This window comes from Cognatundibacterium squillarum, assembly GCF_014652435.1.
GTDB lineage: Bacteria > Pseudomonadota > Gammaproteobacteria > Burkholderiales > Burkholderiaceae_D > Undibacterium > Undibacterium squillarum.
The window spans coordinates 239,007-265,496 of the sequence record NZ_BMYU01000001.1 but is presented as its reverse complement, the minus strand read 5'-3'; the positions used below and the strand labels follow the sequence as shown (position 1 = coordinate 265,496).

Below are 26,490 nucleotides of genomic sequence, written 5' to 3'. Positions count from 1 at the left end.
AGATGCCAAAACGTAACGATATAAAAAGTATTCTGATTATTGGCGCTGGTCCGATCATCATCGGTCAGGCTTGTGAGTTCGATTATTCCGGTGCTCAGGCATGTAAGGCATTGCGCGAAGAGGGCTATCGCGTCATTCTGGTCAACAGCAATCCTGCGACCATTATGACCGACCCTGAAATGGCCGATGTGACTTACATCGAGCCAATCACATGGCAAGTCGTTGAGCGCATCATCGACAAAGAACGTCCGGACGCGATTCTGCCAACGATGGGCGGTCAGACCGCACTGAATTGCGCGCTGGATCTGTGGCGTAACGGCGTACTGCACAAGTACAAAGTGGAGCTGATCGGCGCGACACCTGAAGCGATTGACAAAGCAGAAGACCGTCAGAAATTCAAAGAAGCGATGACGCGCATCGGTCTGGGTTCAGCCCGTTCCGGTATCGCGCATTCCATGGATGAAGCATGGGCAGTGCAGAAAGATGTAGGCTTCCCTGTCATTATCCGCCCTTCATTCACGATGGGTGGTACAGGTGGTGGTATTGCTTACAATCCTGAAGAGTTCGAGACAATCTGTAAGCGTGGCCTGGAAGCTTCCCCTACCAATGAGTTGCTGATTGAAGAGTCGCTGATTGGCTGGAAAGAGTATGAAATGGAAGTCGTGCGCGATAAAGCAGATAACTGCATTATCGTTTGCTCGATCGAAAATCTGGATCCGATGGGTGTACACACCGGTGACTCGATCACTGTAGCACCTGCTCAAACGCTGACTGATAAAGAGTATCAGATCATGCGTAACGCCTCGCTGGCAGTTCTGCGTGAAATCGGTGTGGACACTGGCGGCTCCAACGTGCAGTTCTCGGTTAATCCGGCAGATGGCCGTATGATCGTAATTGAGATGAATCCGCGCGTTTCCCGCTCTTCCGCGCTGGCATCGAAAGCAACTGGTTTCCCGATTGCAAAAATTGCGGCAAAACTGGCCGTAGGCTTCACACTGGATGAACTGCGCAATGAAATCACTGGTGGCGCAACACCAGCATCATTTGAGCCTTCGATTGACTACGTTGTTACCAAGATTCCGCGTTTCGCGTTTGAGAAATTCCCACAGGCTGATAATCGCCTGACAACGCAAATGAAATCGGTCGGCGAAGTCATGGCAATCGGCCGCACCTTCCAGGAGTCATTCCAGAAAGCACTGCGTGGTCTGGAAGTTGGCGTGGATGGTATGAATGAAAAAACCCAGGATCGCGAGATTCTGGAAAAAGAACTGGGTGAGCCGGGCCCTGATCGTATCTGGTACGTTGGTGATGCGTTCGCGCAGGGTTTCAGTCTTGAGGAAGTGCATCAGCTGACACACATCGATCCATGGTTCCTCGTTCAGATCAAAGATATCGTAGATATCGAGCTCTGGCTGGATGAGCAGCAACTGGAAAACATCGACCGCGATCTGATGCTGACGCTGAAGAAAAAAGGCTTCTCTGACCGCCGACTTGCGAAACTGCTGAAAACTACTGATGCTGCCGTGCGTGAAAAACGCCGTGCACTGAATGTTCGTCCGGTATATAAGCGCGTGGATACCTGTGCAGGTGAGTTTGCAACTAACACAGCGTACATGTACTCCACATATGAAGAGGAGTGCGAATCTCAGCCTACTGATAAGAAAAAAATCATGGTGCTGGGTGGAGGTCCTAACCGTATCGGTCAGGGTATTGAGTTCGATTATTGCTGTGTTCATGCGGCATTCGCGATGCGCGAAGATGGTTACGAAACCATTATGGTGAACTGTAATCCTGAGACAGTTTCGACTGACTACGATACATCTGATCGTTTGTATTTCGAACCGCTGACACTGGAAGATGTACTGGAAATTGTCGACAAAGAAAAGCCTGTCGGCGTGATTGTCCAATACGGTGGCCAGACGCCGCTGAAGCTTGCTCTGGATCTGGAAGCTAACGGTGTGCCTATCGTAGGTACATCTCCTGACATGATCGATGCAGCGGAAGACCGTGAACGCTTCCAGAAACTGTTGCAGGATCTGGGCCTGCGTCAACCGCCTAATCGTACGGCACGTACTGAGTCTGAAGCACTGGCTCTGGCACAGGAAATCGGTTACCCACTGGTGGTTCGTCCGTCTTATGTTCTGGGTGGTCGTGCGATGGAAATCGTTCACGAGCAACGTGATCTTGAGCGCTATATGCGTGAAGCGGTGAAAGTTTCCAATGATTCTCCGGTATTGCTGGATCGCTTCCTGAATGATGCGATTGAAGTTGACGTTGACTGCTTGTCTGACGGAGAGCGCACCTTTATCGGTGGTGTCATGGAGCATATTGAACAAGCTGGTGTTCACTCAGGTGACTCAGCTTGCTCGTTGCCGCCATATTCCCTGAAACAGGAAACGATTAACGAACTGAAGCGCCAAACCGCATTGATGGCCAAAGGTCTGAACGTCGTTGGTCTGATGAACGTACAGTTTGCGATTCAGCAGTCTGAAGGTCAGGATGTGGTCTACGTTCTGGAAGTGAATCCGCGTGCTTCACGGACAGTGCCTTACGTATCCAAGGCGACAGGCTTGCAACTGGCTAAGATTGCGGCACGCTGCATGGTTGGTCAGTCTCTGGACTCACAGGGTATCGGCGAGGAAGTCGTCCCGCCTTACTACAGCGTGAAAGAAGCTGTTTTCCCGTTCGTTAAATTCCCTGGCGTAGATACTATTCTGGGTCCTGAAATGAAATCGACGGGCGAAGTGATGGGTGTTGGCAAGACATTCGGCGAAGCGTTTGTTAAGTCTCAGCTCGGTGCCGGTGTGAAACTGCCAACAGGCGGTAAGGTTTTCCTGAGCATCAAAAACAGTGACAAGCCACGTGCCGTGAAAGTGGCGAAAGATCTGGTCGAGCTGGGCTTTTCAATCGTTGCAACCCGTGGCACGGCAGCAGCGATTGCAGCTGAAGGCGTTCCTGTTTCTGTCGTCAACAAAGTGGTTGAAGGACGTCCGCACGTTGTTGATATGATCAAAAATAACGATATTGCAATGGTAATTAATACCGTAGAAGAGCGTCGCAATGCAATTCTGGACTCTCGCGCAATTCGTACATCCGCATTGGCGGCACGTGCGACGACGTTCACTACAATTGCCGGAGCAGAAGCAGCTGTTGAGGGGATGCGTCACTTGAACCAGTTGCATGTTTATGATTTACAAGGCTTGCATAAGTCTTTAAACTGACGAGCAATTAAGTGACGGGTAGCCGTCACAATCCTGAATACAGAGGCCGCACTGAACATCTGTAAAGATGTTGGCTGTGGCCTCTGTATTTTTTCTTTTTCATTTTTCTGGTAAGTAAATGAGTACAGTACCTATTACCAAATTTGGCGCGGAATTACTGAAGCAAGAATTGCACACGCTGAAAACAAAAGAGCGTCCGGCGGTGATTAATGCAATCGCAGAGGCGCGGGCTCAGGGTGATCTTTCGGAAAATGCGGAATATGATGCTGCTAAAGAGCGTCAGGCTTTTATCGAAGGTCGTATCGCAGAGCTTGAGGGAAAATTAAGCTCTGCACAGGTAATCGATCCGTCTGAACTCGATGCAGAGGGGCGTGTGGTTTTTGGCGCGACAGTCGCGCTGGAAGATCTGGAAAACGGGCAAAAAGTCAGTTACCAGATTGTTGGTGAAGACGAAGCAGACATTAAAGTAAGTAAAGTGTCGATTACGTCCCCGATCGCACGGGCATTAATTGGTAAATATGCTGGTGATGTTGTTGGCGTTCAGGCGCCGGCAGGCGTTCGTGAATATGAAATTCTCGATGTAAAGTATCTGTAAGCGACAAAACAAACCGGCGCACGGCGCCGGTTTGTTTTTAGTATCAGCGAAGTACTGTTTTCTTTGCGCTGGACTGGCGTTGCTTAGCGCGCTTAATGTTGCCGCCCTGGGTTACCCGCTCATTGCCTTTAACCAGAACTTTTTTAACCGTTGGTTTTTTTGTGCCACTGGCGCTCGGTTTGACAATCGTTACTTCACGCAATCCTTTCCCTTTAGGGGCTGAATTGCTTGTCTTTGAGTTCTCTTTTTGCTGGCGGTATAGCACCAGCAGTTTTCCGATGTGTTGAATCGGTGCAGCTTTCAAGTCAGCACAAATTGTGTCGAATATTTCAATGCGTGCTTCACGATCGTCGCCAAAGACACGAACTTTGATCAGGCCGTGTGCATTCAGTGCAGCATCAATTTCTTTAACAACTGTCTCGCTGAGACCGGCTTCGCCGATCAGAACAACGGGTTTCAGTCCATGTGCTTGTGAGCGCAAATCACTGCGCTCAGCAGGTGTAAGTTTCAACATAAAATTTCCTTTCAAGGCTGTATTTTACGCGAATGGCAAAGAATAAATTCAATCAAAATTGGATTCACGATCATATTAATGATCCTTACGTGAAACTGGCGCAAAAAGAGGGCTATCGGGCCCGTGCAGTTTACAAGTTAAAAGAGATCGATGAATCAGAAAAACTCATCCGTCCCGGACAACTGATCGTCGATCTTGGTGCGGCGCCGGGTAGCTGGTCGCAATATGTGCGCAATAAGCTTTCCGGAAAAGAGGGGGGAGGAATCCACGGGGAAATCTTTGCATTGGACTTACTTCCTATGGCCCCGGTTGCTGATGTCGACTTTATTCAGGGGGACTTCACCGAAGAGGCAGTTTTGGATCAACTGGAGGAACGCCTGAAAGGTAGAAAGCTGGATTTGGTTTTGTCAGATATGGCGCCAAATCTGTCTGGGCACCCAACGGTCGATGCGGCAAGAATAGAATACATCATGGAGCTCGCCGTAGATTTTGCAAAAGCACATCTCAAGCCCAATGGTGCATTGCTGGTAAAGTGTTTTCATGGTCCTGCTTACAATAATATTGTGACAATGTTCAAAAGTGAATTTAAACTTGTTTCCAATAAGAAACCAAAGGCGAGCAGGGATAAATCGTCCGAGATATTCTTGCTGGGAAAAGGTTTGAAAAATTCTCAATGAATTTGGGGTTGATAATTCGCAAGGTGGCCTGCATATGCCACTTAGCAGGCTTTTTGTAATAAAGGTAGAATCGCCTGATTGAAAAGCCTCGTCCTGTTTTTAAGGAGTTTTCGTGAATAATATGTTCTCAAAAGCAGCAATCTGGGTCGTCGTGGCTCTGGTGCTGTTTACTTTATTTAAACAATTCGAGAGCAAGAGTGCCAATATCGGCGCATCTGTTCCATACTCGGAGTTTTTGGAACGGGTAAAAAATAACCGCATTAAAGAAGCAACTATTGACGAGGCGGCACGGACTGTCACTGCCGTCACCACAGAAGGCACAAAGATTAAGTCCCAAATCACGATTCTTGATCGCGGTTTAGTAAGTGATCTGGTCAGCAACAACGTTAAATTTGACGTTAAAGCACCTGAAGAGCAATCCTTCCTGTCGCAGATATTTATCTCATGGTTCCCGATGCTTTTGTTGATAGGTGTCTGGGTGTTTTTTATGCGCCAAATGCAAGGCGGCGGCAAAGGCGGGGCATTCTCATTTGGTAAATCAAAAGCAAGAATGCTGGATGATACAAACAATAATGTTACTTTTGCTGATGTTGCCGGTTGTGACGAGGCAAAAGAAGAAGTGACTGAAGTTGTCGACTTTCTGCGCGATCCAAGTAAATTTCAAAAGCTCGGCGGGCGCATTCCCCGTGGCATTCTGATGGTTGGGCCGCCAGGAACGGGTAAAACCCTGTTGGCGCGTGCCATCGCCGGCGAAGCGAAAGTTCCTTTCTTTACTATTTCCGGTTCGGATTTCGTTGAAATGTTCGTTGGTGTTGGTGCATCTCGTGTGCGCGACATGTTCGAAACTGCGAAAAAACACTCTCCGTGCATCATTTTCATTGACGAAATTGACGCTGTTGGTCGCCATCGCGGAGCTGGGATGGGTGGTGGAAATGACGAGCGCGAGCAAACACTGAATCAGATGCTTGTCGAGATGGATGGTTTTGAACCAAATTCCGGCGTAATTGTGATTGCAGCAACCAACCGTGCGGATGTACTTGATAAAGCCTTGTTGCGCCCTGGTCGTTTTGATCGTCAGGTGAATGTAGGGTTGCCGGATATTCGTGGCCGCGAGCAGATTCTGAACGTACACATGCGCAAGGTTCCGGTAAGTTCGGATGTAAAAGCAGACATTCTGGCTCGTGGAACACCGGGTTTTTCGGGTGCTGAACTGGCAAATCTTGTCAATGAAGCCGCCCTGTTTGCTGCACGCCGTAACAAACGCTTCGTCGAGATGCAGGACTTTGAAGATGCGAAGGATAAGATTTTCATGGGTCCGGAGCGCAAATCCATGGTAATGCGTGAAGAAGAGCGCAGAAATACGGCTTACCACGAATCCGGTCACGCAGTTGTCGCAAAATTATTGCCTAAGGCAGACCCGGTACATAAAGTAACGATTATGCCGCGCGGGTACGCTTTAGGACTGACGTGGCAATTGCCAGAGCATGATCAGATCAGCGGCTACAAAGACAAAATGCTGGAAGAAATTGCTATTTTGTTTGGCGGACGTATTGCTGAGGAGGTTTTTGTCAACCAGATGTCCACCGGTGCTTCCAATGACTTTGCCCGTGCGACCAAACTTGCAAGAGCAATGGTGACTAAATTCGGTATGTCTGAGATGGGCGTAATGGTTTATGAAGACAGTCAGGATGGCTACTTTGGCGGATCATCAAAAACAATTTCCGAAGCAACCCAACAAAAAGTCGATTCGGAAATTAAGCGCATTCTTGATGAACAGTACGCACTTGCGCGTCGATTGCTCGAAGAGAACCGCGACAAAGTTGAGGCTATGACAAAAGCATTGCTCGACTGGGAAACCATCGACGCTGATCAGATCAATGACATTATGGCGGGAATGGAACCGCGTCCTCCTAAGGTTAGCTCGGCAACGGTAAAACCATCCGGCAGCAGTGACGGTGGATTAACCCCAGGCGCTGCGGCTCACGCCTGATCCGATTTGTAATCTCTTTCAAGGTGAGTCTGACTCACCTTTTTTTATTATGAACCCAGTTTTTCAATGTGGTCGCTTTGAATTCGCGATCTCCCCGGAACCTTATTGTCCGCTGGTGATGGGGATCTTAAATGTCACACCGGATTCGTTTTCAGATGGCGGTAAGTTTCGCAATCTGGATCTCGCACTGGATCATGCGCAATTAATGATTGAAGCAGGAGTAGATATTATTGATATCGGTGGTGAGTCTACGCGTCCCGGCTCAAAGCCTTTATCTTTGCAGGAAGAGTTGGATCGTGTGATGCCTGCAGTTTATGCGTTAAGGGATAGTGGTGTTGCAATATCGGTCGATACCTATAAGCCAGAAGTGATGCGGGAGGTAATTGCTGCGGGAGCGGACATGGTTAACGATATCAAAGGCTTTCAAAGCCGGGAGTCGGTATCTGCTGTGGCTGACAGCAATGTTGGACTATGCATCATGCATATGCAAAAAACGCCTGAAACCATGCAGACTGCACCAGCATATGAGGATGTGGTATCAGAGGTTCATGCCTACTTTCGGGAAAGATTGCAGGAATTTGAATCGAGTGGCATTGAGCGTGCCAGAATTTCTCTGGATCCCGGGTTCGGATTCGGTAAATCTTTGCAGCACAATGTAGATTTGTTTAAAAAAATACCATATTTTTCAGATGAATTTGGCTTGCCTCTATTGATTGGTATTTCACGTAAGTCTATGATTGGCGGCTTAACAGGAAAATCAACAGACCAGAGGCTCGCTGGCAGTCTTGCCGGTGCTCTGGCCGGCGTACAACTTGGGGCTGCAATCGTTCGCGTACACGATGTACCAGAAACAGTCGATGCTTTGAAAGTAATGCGGAATTTAATCTGAGATTGAGAAAATTAAAATGACAAGAAAATTCTTTGGGACAGACGGTATTCGTGGCAAAGTTGGTGTAAGTCCGATTACACCAGACTTTGTAATGCGTCTGGGTTATGCTGCGGGTAAAGTCCTTGCGCAGGGTAATGCTGCCCCCGGTGTCAAACCAACAATTTTAATCGGTAAAGATACCCGTATTTCCGGCTATATGCTTGAAGCCAGCCTTGAAGCAGGATTCTCTGCTGCGGGCGTCGATGTCATGCTGGCGGGGCCAATGCCGACACCAGCTGTTGCATATCTCACGCGCGCCCTCCGTTTGCAAGCTGGTGTTGTTATTTCCGCTTCGCACAATCCGTTCGACGATAACGGTATCAAATTTTTCTCTGCCTCAGGTAACAAGTTGCCAGATGAAATTGAATTGGCAATCGAAGCGGAATTGGAAAAAGGTATGCAATGCGTTTCGTCCGACGCACTCGGGAAAGCACACCGTTTACGCGATGCCAATGGTCGTTATATTGAGTTCTGCAAGAGTACTTTTCCATCGGAACTCGATTTACGTGGCTTGAAAATTGTCGTCGATTGCGCGCATGGCGCCGCCTATGATATCGCCCCGAATGTATTCCATGAGCTCGGTGCAGAAGTTATTGCAATTGGCAATACACCGAATGGTTTAAACATTAACGATAAAGTTGGCGCAACTCACCCTGAAACGCTTGCCGTAGCTGTCCGCGCAAATCATGCCGATCTTGGTATCGCCCTCGATGGTGATGCAGATCGCCTGATCATGGTTGATAAACATGGTCAAATCTACAATGGTGATCAGTTGTTGTATCTGATGGCAACGGATCGTTTATCTACCGGGCCGGTTGCAGGTGTTGTCGGTACGCTGATGACGAATATGGCGGTCGAAGTCGCGTTGAAGCAAAAAGGTATTGGCTTTGTGCGCGCGAAGGTTGGGGATCGCTACGTACTGGAACAACTGGCTGAGCACGGCTGGTTGCTTGGTGGTGAAGGCTCGGGTCATTTGCTGTGTCTGGATAAACACTCTACTGGTGACGGTATTGTGTCCGCTCTGCAGGTTCTGTCTGCGCTGCAACGTAAAAAAGTATCTCTGGACGAGGCGGTGAAGGATCTGAATCTGTATCCGCAGTCGCTGGTCAATGTACGTGTTGCGGCAGGAACCGACTGGAGAGCGAATGCAGCAATGGTCGCAGACAAAGCAGCAGTGGAAGAAGAGCTCGGTGATCGTGGCCGCGTTCTGATTCGCGCTTCTGGCACGGAACCGTTGATCCGCGTGATGGTTGAGGCGGACAACGCTGATCTTGCACATGCATGTGCACACCGTTTAGCGGCACATTTGCGCGGATAAGGAATTTTTGGTGTCCTTATTGAAAGTAGGGGTGCCATCATGTACTATTCTGCCTTCAGAAATTTTTCTGACAGAAAAATTTGCTGTCCATAGCTCAGTTGGATAGAGCACGGGCCTTCTAAGCCCGGGGTCGTAGGTTCGATTCCTACTGGGCAGGCCAGATTTCAAAGCCCGGATATTCCGGGCTTTTTTCATTTCAAGGAGTGATTCAGGAATGGATGTTTCCGCATACGCAGGGCAGGTTGGATTGCAGGATATTGGTTCTGCAGTTCTCGAGAAAGCACAGCAATATCTGGACGCATTGAAGTCCGCGTTAGCCACATCTGAAGAAATAGATATCGCATGGCAATATGCTGTCCCCGAGCTGGGAGAGGGTGGCTCATGTTCTCTGTTCGGTCAACTGGCGTCCGAACCTTACGACTTGTTAAAAACGCTGGGTGGCGATGCGCTTGTCGCTAAACCTTTACTCAAAGCTGTAACACAAATTACCGCCTTTTACCGGCAGCATAGTCAGTCAGACTGGTTTGGTATTTATCAGGCCCGACAACTTGACGCGCATCGTGCGCTGGTAAAGCTTGCGTATTTCGGCGCCCCTTCGCGTGCAGAATTTCCGCTAACACCGGAATTTGCTGCGATCAGCAACAACAGTTCGGTTGGTTTGTCCGGGCGTGGGCGTATCATTCACGATGTGCAAGCTTATGTTGCCAGAGGCGGCGAGTACTATACTTGTGATCCAAAGGTGAATGCCGAAGCTTGCTTACCAGTGCTGACAACCGATGGCAAGGTACTTGGGATTATTGATGCGGAAACCTTCCGCCAGAATCTTTACCAGAATGATGAGCTGGCTTTGCTGCTCGCAGTTTGCGTTGCGTTGAGCAGTATTCTGTAAATTCCATGCAGTCGCGGATGGTATAATTGCGGGTTGTTTCAGATTTCTATAAAAGGATAAAGCAGTGCTTTCTACCGCCAATATTACAATGCAGTTCGGGCCAAAGCCCCTGTTCGAAAATATCTCCGTCAAATTCGGTGAAGGTAACCGTTATGGTCTGATCGGGGCGAACGGTTGTGGTAAATCGACCTTCATGAAAATTCTTGGCGGCGATCTGGAACCAAGCTCAGGTTCTGTGATTCTGGACCCGAATATCCGTCTTGGTAAGCTGAAACAGGATCAGTTTGCGTACGAAGACATGCGCGTACTGGACGTCGTGATGATGGGCCACACAGAAATGTGGGCGGCAATGTCTGAACGTGATGCCATTTACGCGAATCCGGAAGCGACTGACGAAGACTACATGCGCGCAGCTGATCTGGAAGCGCGCTTCGCTGAATTCGATGGTTATACTGCGGAATCCCGTGCTGGTGAACTGCTGCTGGGCGTTGGCATTGCGATTGACCTGCATCAGGGGCCGATGAGTGCAATTGCACCGGGCTGGAAACTGCGTGTATTGCTGGCTCAGGCACTGTTTTCGAATCCGGACGTATTGCTGCTCGACGAACCGACCAATAACCTGGATATCAACACCATTCGCTGGCTGGAAGATGTGCTGAATGAGCGCAACTCCACCATGATCATCATTTCCCATGATCGCCACTTCCTGAATCAGGTTTGTACGCACATGGCGGATATGGATTACGGCACGCTGAAGGTCTATCCGGGCAACTACGACGACTACATGCTGGCAGCATCGCAGGCGCGCGCTCAGGCACTGGCGAATAATGCCAAAGCAAAAGAAAAAATTGCTGAACTGCAAGACTTCGTTCGCCGCTTCTCTGCAAACAAATCTAAGGCACGTCAGGCGACATCACGTGCGAAACAGATCGATAAGATCAAAGTTGAAGAATTCAAGCCTTCCAGCCGTCAGAACCCGTTTGTGCGTTTTGAAGGTGAGAAAAAACTGCACCGTCTGGCGGTTGAAGTGCAGGGCCTGGCAAAGAAATACGATCGCCAGATCTTTACCAGTTTCGACATCATGGTGGAAGCCGGTGAAAAAATCGCGATTATCGGTGCCAACGGCGCGGGTAAAACCACATTGCTGCGCTGTATCGGTGGCGCTGACATTGCACAATTGTCCGGCGACCATGGCCTGGTGAAATGGGCGGAAAACGCATCGGTTGGCTACATGCCGCAAGATCCGGCCGAAGAATTTGCACGTGATCTGAATCTGACAGACTGGATGGGGCAATGGACCAAAGAAGGCGATGATGATCAGGCTGTCCGTTCCATCCTCGGCCGTCTGCTGTTCGGTGGTGATGATGTCCGTAAATCGGTCAAAGTTTTATCAGGTGGTGAAAAAGGCCGCATGCTGTACGGCAAGCTGATGCTTGGCCGTCACAACGTGCTGCTGCTGGATGAGCCGACCAACCATATGGATATGGAATCGATCGAATCTCTGAATATCGCGCTGGAAAAATATGCCGGTACACTGATTTTCGTTTCGCATGACCGCGAATTTGTTTCGTCGCTGGCAAACCGTATTCTGGAAATCAAAGATGGTCAGGTAATCGATTTCAAAGGCACTTACGAAGAGTATCTGACCAGTCAGGGCATTCAGTAATTATTGCCTGTCCGGTATCCGGTGTTAAAAAAGGCTGAGCATACGCTCAGCCTTTTTTATTGCTGAATTGGGGATCAGCAGTATCACTGGCTGTGCAGGAATCGTCATCCGGTGTTTCTGGAGGTCCGGACTTTCTGCCGACGAGCGCCGGATGCCTGTGCAGGAGTCCGCATTTAGGCCGTAAATCGAACGAAATTGCCCGTTCAGATGCAATCCCCGCCTTAGCATTGCTTACCTGTCAGGATTGCAGTGGGGCAAGTAAGAAATGAAGGAGGATTTGCAACCCTCCACACCGGATTGCAGAAAATAAAAAAGCACCGTTGCCGACTGGCAAAACGATGCCTTTTACTGAGAAAGAAGGAAGCCGGGGTTCAGAACTTATTCCGTCCCGTTCTTTTTCACTTCGATAAAACTGTCCAGATGGATGTCGCCGAGATAGAGCAGGGGGTCGAGGCGGTCGCGCAGTTTGCGGGCGGTGTCACGGTCGCAGACTTTCATCACTGCTTTCAGAAACGGAACGCGCAGTTGTTCAAAATCTGCCATATCGGCAGCTTTTTCCACTTTCAGTTGCAGTGTAAAACCACGGAAGCCAAGATTGGCTTTGATAGATTCATTGTAAAAACGATAGACCGCCTGAAAACGGTCTGCATCACTCATACCCTCACGGAAGCTGCTGGCTTGTTCTGTTGCGGTTGACGCAAGACCTGGCGCGGGTTGGGACGCGGCGGCAGCCTCCTGTGCAGCCTGCGATTCCGGTTCCGCAATTGCGCGCGGGCCAATAAAATCGCCTTCGATCAGTTCATCAAGCCGGCTGATATCCAGACCAACGGAAGACAGTTTTGCCAGCAAGTCACTGGCAGCTGTTTTACCATCAATTAACAGCAACAATGATCGGGTTTTGACAGATAAGCCAAATTTACGCGAAGCAATTTCTTCGCGGCCTTTGTCGGTTTTATCGTAGATGATATCCAGCATACACTGATTTCTTTGCCGTGCTTGTGACACTATCGGGGGAAATCAGCATATCTGACATGCCGGCTTTACGCTATTGTACTTGTGGGCAATGTTGTATTTGGGTACGAATGTTGCCTCTAAAAACAGCAGAAATACCGTCAGTCAGATTTTTGTACGCGGACCGGAATGGATTTGAATTGCTGCTGACCGTTTTGCGGGTTGTCATCAGGACAATCACTGCAGGAGTTGCAGCCACTACCGCAGGAAGCCACCGGCACCTTAGGAAGCAGGAACCGGAACACCGAATGACTGGCTTTCTTGCGTAGGGAGGCCAGTATTTTTGCCGGCATCCAGCGCATTGCCAGATGCCAGACGCAAATCAGAACAATCAGCGCAGTCAGGAAAGTTTGCATATCAGGCTAACAGAAGACGCGAAATCTGATACACGAGGAACGATGCAGCGTATGCCAGACCGAACAAATAGCCTGCCATCATCAGCGGATAGCGTACTGAGTTTGTTTCGCGACGCACGATACTCAGCGTCGCAATACACTGCGGTGCAAACACATACCAGGCCAGCAGTGACAGTGCAGTTGGCAAAGACCAGGATTGCGCAATCAGCGGTTCCAGCGCCTGATTTAACTGCTCGCCGCTCTGAGACAACGCATAGACCGTACCCAGTGCAGCCACAGCCACTTCGCGTGCGGCAAGACCCGGCACCAGTGCGATACAAATCTGCCAGTTAAAGCCGATCGGTGCAAATACCACTTCCAGTGCGCGACCAAGATAACCGGCGATGCTGTAATAAATCTCCGGCTTGTCTGCGCCTTCCGGTGCGCCCGGAAAGCTGCTGAGGAACCACAAAATTACCATGAGCGACAAAATAATCGTACCGACACGGGTGACGAAAACTTTTGCACGTTCCCACAATCCCAGCGCCAGATTGCGGCCATTCGGCAGGCGGTAATCCGGCAATTCCAGCATTAAGGGATTCGGTGCTGCATTGCCCCAGCGATGTTTAAAGAACAGCGCAACCAGCATGGCCGAAACGATACCGCCTATGTACAAGCCAAACAGCACCAGACCTTGCAGATTCATGATACCCAGCACTTCGCGGTCTGGAATAAATGCGGCAATGATCAGTGCGTAAACCGGCAAGCGGGCAGAGCAAGTCATCAGCGGCGCAATCATGATGGTGATCAGCCGGTCGCGCGGATTCTGAATGGTGCGGGTTGCCATAATGCCGGGTACCGCGCAGGCAAAACTTGATAACAGCGGAATGAATGCGCGGCCGGACAAACCGACTTTCCCCATCAAGCGATCCAGCAGGAAGGCGGCGCGCGGCAGGTAGCCGGAATCTTCCATCACCAGAATGAAGAAGAACAGAATCAGAATCTGCGGCAGGAACACCAGCACGCTGCCAGCGCCGCCTATCACACCTTTGACCAGCAAACCCTGAAGGACGCCAGGCGCCATATGGGTTTCCACCAGCGATCCCAGATCTTCCATGCTGCCTTTGATAAATTCCATCGGAATCTGCGCCCATGCAAAAACCGCCTGAAATACCAGAAACATCAGTATTGCGAAAATCAGCGGTCCGGTAACCGGATTCAGCACCCAGCGGTCAGCCTGATAGCTGAGACTGCGGAAGTGATCAAGCCGTTCACTGGCAGCGTGCATCACGTCTTTCAGAATGCGATTGACTTCTGCATGAATTACTTCCGGTGCAGTTGTTTGCAGCTCCAGTGCAGATGGCGGCTGATCAGGCAGGGTTTTTGCGAAGCTTTCCAGTTCGCCGCAGAGTGCGCGTATGCCTTGTGGTGATACCGCGATCGTTTCGACAACCGGCATCCCGAGCATTGCCGATAACTTAGCCACATCGACTTCCAGACCTTTTTTCGCTGCAATATCCATCATATTCAGCGCCAGCATCATCGGATGGCCGAGCGCTTTCAGCTCCAGCGCCAGCCGTAAGCCACGCTGCAGATTCGATGCATCGACTACGCACAGGATCAGATCAGGAACAGACTCATCTTTCTGATGACCGGTCAGCACTTGTTCTGTGATTTTTTCATCCGGTGTAACAGCGCGCAGACTGTAAGTGCCGGGCAAATCGAGAATGCGCCACTCTTTGCCATCAGGGGCAACGAAGCGTCCTTCTTTGCGTTCTATGGTGACACCGGCGTAATTGGCGACTTTTTGTCGGGCGCCGGTCAGGCGATTGAAGAGAGCAGTTTTGCCGCAGTTAGGATTGCCAACCAGCGCAATCCGAGGTGTTGCCTTCGGAAGTGTTGCCATGCATGAATACCACGTGAGCTTTATTTAGTGACGCCGATCAGGGCTGCTTCAAAATTGCGCAGAGCAAAAGTAGAGTGACCAACCCTGACTGCAACCGGCTCGCCGCCGAAGTAGCCGCGATGCAGCACACGAATCGATTCGCCGGCAACAAAGCCCAGTTCTTTCAGGCGGCGCGAAATTTCGCGCATTTGTGTCTCAGGACCATGCTGTGCATGGTCGCAAATGCCGGAAACGATGGCAGATTCTCCAACTTTCAATTGATCCAGTGTGGACTGGACGCCATCAGTGCGGGTGGAATTTCTCATGGCAGCGGCGGGAAAGGGTTAATTCGAAATGATAATGAGAATATATCTCAATAACTCCTGTGCTGCAATCATTCTAGTTTGAATCCATGAGGGCAGGGCGGGTATCCGGATGTTTCTTGTGATGACGCAAGAAAAGGCGGGCGGGATGCCGGCCTTTTCCGAACAGAAGCATGCAGATGTATCCTGATCGTCGCCAGAGTCAGCGACGTGATGTGCGCTGAATCTGGCGACCAAGATGATTAGTCTGCGGCTGGTTTGCGGCGCTTGCGTGGCGCGGCGACGGGCTTTTCTTTGGTTTCCGCTTCCGGATGCACCAGTGCTGCGCTGAGATCGGCGACGGTGCTGAGCAAAGTCTGATGCTCCTGCTCACGCGTCCCCAGATTTTCCTGCATCCGGCGCATTTCCTGCTCCAGCAGATGCAGGCGTTCTTCCAGCCTTGCTTTTTCGGTTGCCAGCACAAACTGACGCTGCTCATGATCTTCTGCCTGCAGACGCACGAGTTTTTGTTGTTCTTCGCTGCTTTGTAATTGCAGTTTCAGCGTCAGAGACTGCGATTTTTCAGACTCCAGTTGCTGCTTCAGTTGTGCCTGTGATGTCAGTGCCGCCTCATAAAGACGGCTCAGATTATGCAGATCCGATTCATGGGCTTTGGCTTGCGCCTGCGTTTCACTCAATTGCGCCTGCGTTTTGCGCAATTGCTGCTCTGCCAGTTGCAGGCGACCTTCATGCATTGCTGTTTCTTCTTGTCGCTGGCGCATGCTGGCCGCCTGAAAATGCTCAAACTGCTGATGCGCCTGCTGCAATTGCTCTTCCTGCATTTGCAGGTGCTGCAGTTTGTCGGTCAGGCGCTGATTCAGCAGGGTGATTTGCTGTTGCTGCGCCAGACTTTGTAAGCGTTCGCGCTCCAGTGTTTCCAGCGTTTTGCGATGTTCTTTCTGACTTAAGCGCAATTCCATCAACGCTTCCTGATGGGCTTGTGCACTTTCGTCTAATCGCTTTTTCAGCGTGTGCAATTCGGCCTGCAGCGTTGCAACGGCTTCTTCATGCTGCTTTTCTGCTTCCGTGAAACGGATTTCCGCCTCCTGCTGCATTCCTTCATATAAAGACTGAACAGCAGACAGCAGGGAAGGTGGCAGCTTCAGGCGGGAGGATTCGCTCTCCAGTGCATGATTTTCGCGCCACTGGCGCAGATACGGTGCAATCGTACTTTTACTGCCGGTATCTCCGAGCATTTTGCGCACATTATCAACCGTTACCGGATGCCCGAGTTCAGTTAGCTGGCTCGCGGCTTTGGCAACGTCCGAATAGAGGATTCCTGATCTGGCCATATCTGCAAATAAAGTAATAAATAACGTAATACGTAATAGTGTAGCAAATTACGATTAAAATTTCAGAAAAAATTCACGAAATAACTTACGCTAATGTATATTATCGAAAGTTAGTAAAGCTCAATAATGCTGATTGCCCATGTCGTTACGCAAAACTCAAAATAGTGCATTTGCCGGTGTTTCCTCAGAAAAAACCAAAATTGCCGTAAAAAACGATGCGAATGCACTGGCGAATACCGAGGAATTGACCAGGCTGCACCAGCAATTTCTGGCAGCCGCCACCAGCCCGAATACACGGCGCGCGTATCAGACGGCCATCCGGCAGTTTCTGAGGGCAGGGTTTGTCTTACCTGCGACGGAACAAATGCTGCGCGACTATCTGCTGACCCATGCCGCCAGCCTGAAAAGCAGCACACTCAGCCTGCGTATTGCTGCGCTGTCGAGCTGGCATACACTGCAGGGATTCGATGACCCGACGGCAAAACCGGATATCCGCAAATTGCTGACCGGCATACGCCGCACCCACGGCAGTCCGCAAAAGAAGGCTGCGCCGGCTGACAGCGCCATGCTGAGCGCGGTTTGTGAGCGAATGAGCAAACAGGGTGATCTGGCAGCACAGCGCGATATGGCTTTATTGTGTTTAGGGTTTTCCGGTGGCTTTCGCCGCTCTGAACTGGCAGCCTTAAAAGCAGAAGATTTGCAGTGGGAAAAGCGCGGCGTTGTCATACTGTTGCCACGCTCAAAAACGGATCAGACCGGTGAAGGCTTGCAGAAAGCCGTTCCTTATACCAATGAAGCCAGCTGCGCTGCCACGCTGCTGAAACGCTGGCTTGCGGCAGCAGACATCACGCAAGGGCCGGTTTTCCGCGCCATCAATCAGTGGGGGCAACTCAGCGCAAACGCCATGACCGGACATGGCATCAATCTCGTCATCAAAAAACATTTGCAGGATGTCGCCGGTCCTTCGCAAGCCATTTCCAGCCACAGCCTGCGCCGTGGCATGGCGACGGAGGCTTACCATGCCGGCGCAAGTTTCCGCGCCATTAAACGTCAGGGCGGCTGGCGTTCAGACACCACCGTGCACCGTTATATTGCCGATGCTGATCTGTTTGAGGAAAGCGTGGTCACGCAGATCGCGAAACGCAAGCCGTAGACGCACACAGTTTTACGGTCGGCCATTATGCAAATATCGTCATTTGAACATTTTGGACAGCCGGACTTTCTGCCGACAACCGCCAGATCGCTGTGCCAAAGTCCGCATTTGGTGTGTAAATTGACCTGAAAAGGTGTTTTTTCACCAACCTCATCTCTTCAAATCGTAGCGCGTCGTGTATACAGATGCATTTGTGACAAAAATTGTTCAATATTCAAATCAAAATGAAAAATAAGATTTAATATTGCTAATTCGTTGCCTGACGATTTCATCTGCATAAAAATCCGAAATAGTGGCGACATTGCGAGCAGCGCCGATTTTTTCTATCCAAGTAATGCGTATCAGAAAACTTCAGTGAATGGCTTTGAACCAACACTGACAAAACTGAGCGCAACACACTGACGGATGGATCCAACCTGAAAAATGACAACATGGCTGACATTCTTATCAAGCATCTCAAAGCAAAAGCAGAAGAGCATTCCGCATTAGCAACATTGCTGAATCAATGGGGCTATGACGAAAAAATAATTCCGAAAGCCCTGCAAACTGTTGGAAATCTTTTTCCGCACTACAGTCGCCATGATGAATCGCACTGCAAGCAAATCCTTATCAATATCGAGCGCCTTCTGGGCGACAACATCAAGTTGCTAACTGCGACAGATACTTGGCTGTTACTGGAGGCGGCGTACTGGCACGACATCGGCATGGTCGTTCCTGCCGATGCTCTTAAAGATGCTTTAAATAACCCGGCATTCGAAACGTATCTCGACAGCATCCGCAATTCACCCAACCATGAACTGCACCGGTTTGCACTTACTTTTGACGCAAAAGATCTGACGAAATGTTTTAGTGGTGCAGATACGCCGCTTGATGCATTAGATAAATTCCGGCAATTGATGGCAGAGTGGTTTCGCCAGAGTCACGCGACGCGATCCAATGCAATCGTACAAGACCCGTGGGCAACTGTTGGCATCAGTTCGCCAAGAACCGAGCTGATTCCTGCAAGGCTCTTTCGTTTGCTCGGCAATATCTGCCAAATGCATGGCGTGCCATTTTCAGATCTTATTTCAAACACCAAAGGGTTGCCGTTTCGCGAAGCAGGTATGGCGCAGGAAGATTGCCATCCGCGATTTGTTGCCTGTCTTTTGCGTATGGGCGATTTGCTGGACATGGACGATAACCGTTTCTGTCCGGTCATGCAGCGCATTGCCGGAGAAAACAGACCACATCTCAGCAAAGCGCATGAGCATAAACATGCCGCCATTCGACATTTGCGGATGGATCGCGAACGGATTGAAGTGTCTGCTGAATGTGAAAACATTGATGGGTATATCGAGACATTCAAGTGGTTCGACTGGCTGAAGCAAGAAATGCAAGACCAAATGTCGCACTGGCAGGACATTGTTCCCAGCAGGGAGCTTGGCTTGCTTCCTACGCTCGGAGAAATATCGGTTCGGCTTGCGGGGGAATATCAGTTACTCAAAGCGGGTGAACGTCCTCAATTCACGGTTGATACAGCGAAAGCATTTGAATTATTGCAGGGTAGTAATCTGTACAACACGAAATTTGCTTGCATCAGAGAGCTTTTACAAAATGCCATCGATGCAACACTGCTACGAATTTGGCTGACAAAAAGGGATGTATTACCAAGCTGGGCATTTAATCAGGAAAATTATGAATCTTTTCAAAAAGAGTTTGCTGACTGGGGAGTGAAAGTTAACCTTGTGGAAACCGGGGTGCCAGCTTCAGATGATGCAGGAAAATCATTTTGGCGAATACATATTAAAGATAAAGGTACCGGTATTAGTCGTACAGACTTAGCACATATGTCGAGGGTCGGCGGCTCTCAGCGCAATACTGAAAGACAAAGTTTGATTAAGTCTATGCCTGAATGGATAAAACCTTCCGGTGCATTCGGTATCGGACTGCAAAGTGTTTTTATGGTAACTGATAAAATTACAATAATTACCAAGAGCATTTTTACGAACGAACAGCTGAAAATAACGATGCACAGCCCAACGGGAGTAAACGAAGGTATGGTTACGATCAAAACCATTCCTTTTGACGTGTCTTTCGACTATGGAACAGAAATTAAATTTGAAGTAGAAATCGAAAATTCGTCAAAAAACTGGTCCCTTGATAGACGAAAAGCAACACAAATGCATTTTATTAGTCAATTTGATCCGGTTTTGAATGATTATTTCCCGAAGGATGCAGCTGAATTGGCGGATCGGATTATAAATTTTTCACAAAAATCCATTCTTCCTATTGAAGGAGTGTTGATAGATGGTTATGAATGTAATTATCATTTTGGTAAAAGCAAGCTATTTGATGCAAGTCGCGATCAAAGCTTGAATTATATTGAATTGAATGGCCATAATATAATTTTTTATTATGAATTGAATCGGTCGAGTTTTGGGCCGCCAAATTTTCATATATCCTTTAAGGGGCAGCCCTTTAAGTTTAATGCTATCAAAATACCAAATATTAACATTGAATTAGATTTAATGTCAGGAAAAGCCAGTGAATGGCTAAATGCAAGTAGAGATTCGATAGCTTCAGATGCAAAAGAAAAATTGGGGGAGCTTATTTTAGAGGTATTGAAAATAGCGGTTGAGCGCGATATCGAAAAAAATGAAGCCATTTTCAAAGACCCCCTATTTTCTCTATTTTTGAGTAAAATGGCAATCAAGTACGAAAGCCACTGGAGAGACTTTGCAATCAAATCAAATGATGCATGGTTAGATTTGGTTGAAATTTGGGGGGGAAATACTTTTAGAGAATATTTTGAGAAAAATGAATTTTTTGCTTGTTTTCATAGTTATCGTTATGATTATTCGAAAAATTTTTCATCAAGTTTAATCGAGATTGAAGATAAAGATTTTATTCAGATTTTGTGGAGAGCTTGGGGAAAAGAATCGTGCAACAATATATCAATAGTTGATCGCAAGGATATTGGATTGAATGAGGTGGATGAATATATTTCAATTAGAGAATTTAACTTGCATTTTTCGATTAATTTATTTTATAAATTCTCAAAAAGTGAGAAAAATTTATATACGGACAGGGCTTTAGCTCGGGCATTGATCGAAGGTTTGGATCCAATGAATTGTAGCAGGTATCTATTGCCCTGTAGAGGTGAATATTGGGAAGAGCTTTACTTAAAACCTGAGACGGCGTTGCGAGTAGAAATGTTATATCCTCATTCAATAGGACTTAATTGCAATTATTTATTGTTGCCTTTTTTGTACAATGGATTTAAGGGAAGTATTGAGTGCACAAATCATCAACTTGATCAGATTTGCAATTTTATTCAGCCGCATTTAATTAAGCAATTATCACTTGAGGAAATCAAAAAGGCCTATAAAAATTTAATTGAATATATTGATGGTAATCTTATGAAGAAAACAGGAAATTCTAGGCATTGGACTAAGTTGCGGCAGAAAAAAATTGAGTAAGTTAGTCTATCGATAATTTTATTTTTCAAAGCAAGTTTGCAATTCAGATTTCACAAAAGATTTCCAGTGGCGCATTTGTTGAATGTTATGCAAAGTTCGTCATTTGAACATTTTGGACAGCCAGACTTTCTACCGACGACCGCCGGATCGCTGTGCCAAAGTCCGCATTTGGGGTGTTTATTGGCATTTTGGAGCAATTCCGGGCATCCGTGGCGCCGATGATGAGGCTTCAGCGCCATACGTCTGACGATTGAACACTTGAAATGAAACGGGCATAAAAAAACCGTCTGTCATTACAACAGACGGTTTTTTGTTTCTGCGCAGCTTAGCTGCATTTGCCTGAACAAATACAGCTAAGCGCAAACAATTACCAGATCGATACGCGCTCGGTTGGTGCCAGATACAGCTTGTCGCCTGGTTTGACGCCGAATGCATCGTAGAACGATGGCATGTTACGCAGTGTGCCGTTGGCGCGGAATTCGCCAGGGGAGTGCGGATCGGTTTTGATGCGGATGATCGCTTCCTGTTCACGGATTTTGCCGCGCCAAACCTGCGCAAAGCCCATGAAGAAGCGTTGTTCGCCGGTCATGCCGTTGATGACTGGTGCCGGTTTGCCTTTCAGGGACAGTTTGTACGCTTTGTAGGCAATGGCCAGACCGGAGTTATCCGCAATGTTTTCGCCCAGTGTCAGTTCGCCGTTGACGTTGTAACCCGGAATCGGGCTGTAGCCGTTGTACTGTTTCACCAGTGCAGCGGTTTTCGCGGCGAATTTTTCGTGGTCTTCTTTTGTCCACCAGTCACGCAGATTACCCTGACCATCGTACTGTGCGCCCTGATCATCGAAACCGTGGCTGATTTCATGACCGATGACCGCGCCGATTGCGCCGTAGTTCACTGCGTCGTCTGCTTTCGGATTGAAGAACGGTGCCTGCAGAATTGCTGCCGGGAATACGATTTCATTCATTTCCGGGTTGTAGTAAGCATTGACGGTTTGTGGTGTCATGCCCCATTCATCGCGGTCTACCGGTTTGCCCAGCTTTGCCAGTTCAGCATCTGCAGCAAACTGGCGAATGGCGCGCAGGTTACCCAGCGCATCGCCTTTTTTGATTTGCAGCGCAGAGTAATCTTTCCATTTGTTCGGATAACCGATTTTCGGCATGAAGGTCGCCAGTTTGCCCAGCGCTTCTTTTTTAGTCGCGTCGCTCATCCAGTCCAGCGTACCGACGCTGTCTTTGTAAGCTTGCAGCAGATTGCCGACCAGTTCTTCCATGCGGGCTTTGCTGCTGGCAGGGAAGTATTTTTCGACGTACAGCTTGCCGAGGCTTTCACCCATGCCGGAATCCACCAGACGCACGCCGCGTTTCCAGCGAACTTCCTGTTGCGGTACGCCGCGCAGGGTTTGTGCAAAGAAAGCAAAGCTTTCGTCCGCGTATTCTTTCGGCAACTGAGATGCGGCAGATGCCAGCAGATTCCATTTCAGGTAAACCTTGATGGTGTCCAGCGGTGTTTTTGCCAGAACTTCGCTCATGCCTTTCAGGTAGCTTGGCTGCGCCAGAATCAGGTAATCCACTTTACCTGTCACGCCCAGAGCTTTCAGGTAAGCATTCCAGTCAAAGCCTGTGGTCACTTCGCCCAGTTTCGCCAGTTCTACTTTGTTGTAGGCTTTTACCGGATCGCGCAGTTCAACTTTGGTCCATTGGGCGCGGGCAAATTCGGTTTCCAGTGCCAGAATCGCAGCTGCATGGGCTTCAGCTTCTTTATCGCCGGACATTTTCAGCATTTTGGCGATATGTGCCTGATACTTTTCACGTGTGCCTTTCAGTTTGGCATCATCGTCTTTCAGGTAATAATCACGGTCTGGCAGCGCAGTGCCGGACTGACCAACGTCCAGTACGTATTTGGTGGAATCTTTATTGTCCTGATGCACAGAAATATCCAGCGGCGCCAGTACGGACATGCGGTTCAGCCAGGCAAACAGCGCAGGCAGTTCGGCCTTGTCTTTAATGGCATCCACTTTTGCGAATTCAGCGTGCAATGGTTTCAGACCTGCTGCTTCAATCTGGCGGGTATCCATGAAACTGGCGTACAAATCACCGATTTTCTGTGCATCGCTGCCTGCTGCGCCCGGTTTCTTTTGCAGATTTTCGATCAGCGTGTGCAGGCGCGGAACAACCGCTTCGCGCAAATCCATGAAGGCGCCGGCGCTGGAACGATCAGCAGGAATTTCTGCTGTTTTCAGCCATTTACCATTTACATGGCGGTAAAAGTCATCCTGCGGACGCACTGTAGTGTCGCGGAAGCTGGTTTCGATACCGGCTTTGTCCATGCCTGCTTGTGCCAGACCGGAACTTGCCAGACCTGCCAGCAGGATTGCTGCGGCCTGTGCGATTTTGGTTTTCATACTGAATTCCCCTCGTCGTGAGTTATATGAATGCCGGACAATATGACTTTGCCCGTGCAGCAGGTTTGTGACCACGGACCGGAAACTTGGTTCCCGCAGTCACAGAAAAACGCTATTCCTCGATATGTTCTACCAGTAACTGCAACCTTGTTGTGCCGTTGTATTCATTGATATCCAGACGGAAAGCTACATGCGCGACATCCGGTACATAGGTATTATGGCCGAACCAGATACCGTCGTAGCGCGTGCCGTCTTCGCGCTCCAGCACCAGTTTCAGATGCCGTTCTTTCAGAACACGCTGTTGTATCACACGGAATTCACCGCTGAAAGTTGGCGGCGGGAAAGATTGCCCCCACACGTACTGATCCATCAGATACACAAAATCCAGACTGAACGCGTCGGCGCTCAGCGCGCCATCGGTGGCAACAACTTTCTGTAAATCTTCTTTTTGCAGCCATTCCTGCGCCACGGTTTCAAACGCTTTGGCGAAGCGCGGTAAATCATCCTGCGCAATGGTCAGACCGGCTGCCATTGCATGTCCGCCAAATTTGCTGATCAGATCCGGATAACGTTTGGACACCAGATCCAATGCATCGCGCATGTGAAAACCGGGAATAGAGCGGCCAGAGCCTTTCAGCAATCCGGCATCGCCCGGTGCAAATGCAATCACGGGGCGATAAAACTTGTCTTTCAGACGCGATGCGAGAATACCGATCACGCCCTGATGCCAGTTTTCATCGAACGCCACAATCGCATGCTGCGCATCGGAGCCATACAATTCCAGTTGAATCAGCGCAACTTCCTGCATGTCCTGCTCGATTTGTTTGCGCTCTGCATTCATGCTGTTCAGCATCTGCGCGATTTCCCATGCGCGTTCCATGCTGTCAGTCAGCAGGCATTCAATACCCAGTGACATATCGGCCAGACGTCCGGCAGCGTTCAGACGCGGGCCGAGCGCAAATCCCATGTCGAACGGCGTAGCCTGAGGAAAATCGCGACCCGCAACACGAAACAGAGCGGCTACGCCCGGACAAAACTGACCCTGACGAATACGCTTTAAGCCCTGCGCCACCAGCACCCGATTGTTGCTGTCCAGACTGACCACGTCTGCTACGGTTCCCAGTGCTACCAGGTCTAATAAAGTATCGAGGCGCGGCTGGCTGCGCTGATCGAACATGCCACGCTGACGTAATTCAGCGCGCAATGCCAGTAACACATAAAACATAACCCCGACACCGGCCAGCGATTTGCTGTCAAAGCCACAATCCGGCTGGTTCGGATTCACAATCACATTGGCGTCAGGCAGGGTGTCGCCCGGTAAATGGTGATCGGTAATCAGTACCGATAAACCTTTATCGCGCGCTGTTTTTACACCATCGACACTGGCAATGCCGTTATCGACCGTGATCAGCACATCGGGTGCGTGGGTCTGTATTGCAAGTTCCACGATTTCCGGTGTCAGCCCGTAACCATATTCAAACCGGTTGGGAACGATATACGTCATTTGCGCGCCGAACATACGCAAGCCGCGTATCGCCACAGCACAGGCAGTCGCGCCATCGCAGTCATAATCTGCAATCACGGTCATTCGTTTCCCGGCTGCGATGCAATCTGCCAGAAATACAGCGGCTTCCTGTATGCCTTTCAAACCGGATGGCGGGAGCAGGGCGCCCAGCTCCATATTCAGCTCGGCACTGCTTTGTATGCCTCGGGCAGCAAAAATGCGTGCGAGTACAGGGTGGATGCCTTCGCTTTTTAAGCGCTGGGCAATGGCTTCAGAATAAGGCCGGCTGGCGATCGTCGTCATGCTGCGGCTCCGAATAAAGGTTCCAGTGATCCGCGCTGCCAGAATTTCCAGCCAGGCACTTTTTTACAAGTAAGCGTGCACAGCTTGCGGGAATCGCTGATCAGCACCGTCACGGAATGCCATTTTCCGGATTGCAATTCCGCCAGCACCGGTGCGAACAGCGTTTGATCCAGCGTTTGCATCTGATCCAGCCACATGCCCCAGTCACTGTTCAGTGCGTGTGAACTGAGCGTATTCACCTGCAAGACCGGATGCTGGTCTGCATGGTATTTTCCGCTCCAGATGACGGAATTCTGAAACGAAGGTAAATGCTGGCCTGCGCCGCAGGAAATCCAGACCGAATTGACAGTACGCAGGCCGCGCATTTCCCGCTCCTGATTCAGCGGGTGATCATGCCAGCGCATTTGTATTTCATTCTGGAACTGACGCCACTGACGTTCTCCCTCACCACGCGGCATCCAGATATCGATGTTGTGGCCGGATGCAGCCGCAGTGGTACTGGTGCGCAATTCACACCATTTATCTGCGCGTACAAACCATTGTTGCGGATTCCCGTATTGCAGAGTCAGACCATATTCAGCAGCAACTTCCGCAGCGATCGCAAAAAAAGCTTCAGCTTCCGCCTGACTGATTTCTAAGCGCTCGGTATCGGTCAGTACCAGATGATCGCGGGCGACGTGAATATGAATTGGCTGCAGCAAAAACCAGAAACCTTCCGTCACCGGAATACCGGCAGACTGCATCAGATGCCAGGCAACCGGCGGACTGTTGACCGGTGCTTGCAAGTGCATTCCTGCCTGCCAGTATTCGTGTGGCAGCGCCGGCGAAAAGTCGTCGATTGAATGGGTACTGGTTTGTTCAAGCCCGGCAAACAGTTGGCTGAGCGCGGGCATTTTCAGCGATTTGCGAAAGTCCGTCAGAAATTCCGCAGGCGGAATTGCAAACGGCAAAATGAGTGTCAGATTTTTCATAGGCGTGATTGTATGGC

Annotated in this window: 19 protein-coding genes and 1 tRNA gene; 11 read left to right on the top strand and 9 right to left on the bottom strand. The window is 49.4% G+C overall.

Annotation, left to right across the window (positions count from 1 at the left end):
• Positions 1-2: 2 nt before the first annotated feature.
• Complete coding sequence (carB, locus tag IE092_RS01125) at positions 3-3,221, top strand: carbamoyl-phosphate synthase large subunit (protein ID WP_189355170.1); 3,219 nt, start codon at positions 3-5, stop codon at positions 3,219-3,221.
• A 118-nt stretch (positions 3,222-3,339) separates the two neighbouring features.
• Positions 3,340-3,816, top strand: coding sequence for a transcription elongation factor GreA (greA, locus tag IE092_RS01120; protein ID WP_189355169.1), 477 nt, complete (start codon positions 3,340-3,342; stop codon positions 3,814-3,816).
• A 43-nt stretch (positions 3,817-3,859) separates the two neighbouring features.
• Here greA and yhbY read toward each other — a convergent pair whose 3' ends face one another.
• Entirely contained in the window at positions 3,860-4,330 is a 471-nt protein-coding gene (gene yhbY, locus IE092_RS01115) for a ribosome assembly RNA-binding protein YhbY (RefSeq protein ID WP_189355168.1), read from the bottom strand.
• A gap of 32 nt (positions 4,331-4,362) precedes the next feature.
• On the opposite strand from yhbY, the gene IE092_RS01110 reads away from it, so the two are divergent.
• From IE092_RS01110 to IE092_RS01080, 7 genes are all read left to right on the top strand, one after another.
• Entirely contained in the window at positions 4,363-5,007 is a 645-nt protein-coding gene (locus IE092_RS01110) for an RlmE family RNA methyltransferase (RefSeq protein ID WP_189355167.1), read from the top strand.
• Between the two features lie 112 nt (positions 5,008-5,119).
• Positions 5,120-6,997, top strand: a complete 1,878-nt coding sequence (ftsH, locus tag IE092_RS01105) for an ATP-dependent zinc metalloprotease FtsH (RefSeq protein WP_308427093.1) — start codon at positions 5,120-5,122, stop codon at positions 6,995-6,997.
• Between the two features lie 49 nt (positions 6,998-7,046).
• Positions 7,047-7,886: a dihydropteroate synthase gene (folP, locus tag IE092_RS01100; RefSeq protein WP_189355166.1), complete on the top strand. Its 840-nt coding sequence runs from the start codon at positions 7,047-7,049 to the stop codon at positions 7,884-7,886.
• A gap of 16 nt (positions 7,887-7,902) precedes the next feature.
• The gene (gene glmM, locus IE092_RS01095) at positions 7,903-9,243 is read left to right on the top strand and encodes a phosphoglucosamine mutase (protein WP_189355165.1); all 1,341 of its coding nucleotides are present in this window, start codon (positions 7,903-7,905) and stop codon (positions 9,241-9,243) included.
• Positions 9,244-9,326: 83 nt separating this feature from the next.
• Positions 9,327-9,403: transfer RNA gene (locus IE092_RS01090), tRNA-Arg, on the top strand.
• Positions 9,404-9,457: 54 nt separating this feature from the next.
• Positions 9,458-10,132 carry a GAF domain-containing protein gene (locus IE092_RS01085; protein WP_189355164.1) on the top strand — a complete coding sequence of 225 codons (675 nt, stop codon included), beginning with the start codon at positions 9,458-9,460 and terminating at the stop codon, positions 10,130-10,132.
• 64 nt (positions 10,133-10,196) lie between these two features.
• A complete protein-coding gene (locus IE092_RS01080) occupies positions 10,197-11,798 on the top strand; it encodes an ABC-F family ATPase (protein WP_189355163.1) in 1,602 nt (533 codons plus the stop codon).
• A 378-nt stretch (positions 11,799-12,176) separates the two neighbouring features.
• On the opposite strand, the gene IE092_RS01075 is transcribed toward IE092_RS01080, so the two are convergent.
• From IE092_RS01075 to IE092_RS01060, 5 genes are all read right to left on the bottom strand, one after another.
• Positions 12,177-12,773, bottom strand: coding sequence for a hypothetical protein (locus IE092_RS01075; protein ID WP_189355162.1), 597 nt, complete (start codon positions 12,771-12,773; stop codon positions 12,177-12,179).
• A gap of 137 nt (positions 12,774-12,910) precedes the next feature.
• Positions 12,911-13,165: a hypothetical protein gene (locus IE092_RS18670; RefSeq protein WP_229792964.1), complete on the bottom strand. Its 255-nt coding sequence runs from the start codon at positions 13,163-13,165 to the stop codon at positions 12,911-12,913.
• A gap of 1 nt (position 13,166) precedes the next feature.
• A complete protein-coding gene (gene feoB, locus IE092_RS01070; protein ID WP_189355161.1) occupies positions 13,167-15,050 on the bottom strand; it encodes a ferrous iron transporter B in 1,884 nt (627 codons plus the stop codon).
• 20 nt (positions 15,051-15,070) lie between these two features.
• On the bottom strand, positions 15,071-15,355 hold the full coding sequence (locus IE092_RS01065; RefSeq protein ID WP_189355160.1) for a FeoA family protein: 285 nt from the start codon (positions 15,353-15,355) through the stop codon (positions 15,071-15,073).
• Positions 15,356-15,594: 239 nt separating this feature from the next.
• Positions 15,595-16,683 carry a DNA-binding protein gene (locus IE092_RS01060; protein ID WP_189355159.1) on the bottom strand — a complete coding sequence of 363 codons (1,089 nt, stop codon included), beginning with the start codon at positions 16,681-16,683 and terminating at the stop codon, positions 15,595-15,597.
• Between the two features lie 139 nt (positions 16,684-16,822).
• Here IE092_RS01060 and IE092_RS01055 point away from each other — a divergent pair, with 139 nt between their 5' ends.
• Both IE092_RS01055 and IE092_RS01050 read left to right on the top strand, forming a co-directional pair.
• On the top strand, positions 16,823-17,836 hold the full coding sequence (locus tag IE092_RS01055; RefSeq protein WP_229792963.1) for a site-specific integrase: 1,014 nt from the start codon (positions 16,823-16,825) through the stop codon (positions 17,834-17,836).
• Positions 17,837-18,267: 431 nt separating this feature from the next.
• Entirely contained in the window at positions 18,268-21,294 is a 3,027-nt protein-coding gene (locus IE092_RS01050; RefSeq protein WP_189355158.1) for an HD domain-containing protein, read from the top strand.
• A gap of 367 nt (positions 21,295-21,661) precedes the next feature.
• Here the strand turns inward: IE092_RS01050 and IE092_RS01045 are convergent, their stop codons facing one another.
• The 3 genes from IE092_RS01045 to IE092_RS01035 all read right to left on the bottom strand — a co-directional run bounded on the left by IE092_RS01045 (position 21,662) and on the right by IE092_RS01035 (position 26,473).
• Positions 21,662-23,695 carry a M13 family metallopeptidase gene (locus IE092_RS01045; RefSeq protein WP_189355157.1) on the bottom strand — a complete coding sequence of 678 codons (2,034 nt, stop codon included), beginning with the start codon at positions 23,693-23,695 and terminating at the stop codon, positions 21,662-21,664.
• Positions 23,696-23,807: 112 nt separating this feature from the next.
• Complete coding sequence (gene recJ / locus IE092_RS01040) at positions 23,808-25,502, bottom strand: single-stranded-DNA-specific exonuclease RecJ (protein ID WP_189355156.1); 1,695 nt, start codon at positions 25,500-25,502, stop codon at positions 23,808-23,810.
• A complete protein-coding gene (locus IE092_RS01035) occupies positions 25,499-26,473 on the bottom strand; it encodes a hypothetical protein (RefSeq protein ID WP_189355155.1) in 975 nt (324 codons plus the stop codon). Before IE092_RS01035 ends, recJ begins: the two co-directional genes overlap by 4 nt.
• Positions 26,474-26,490: the final 17 nt, after the last annotated feature.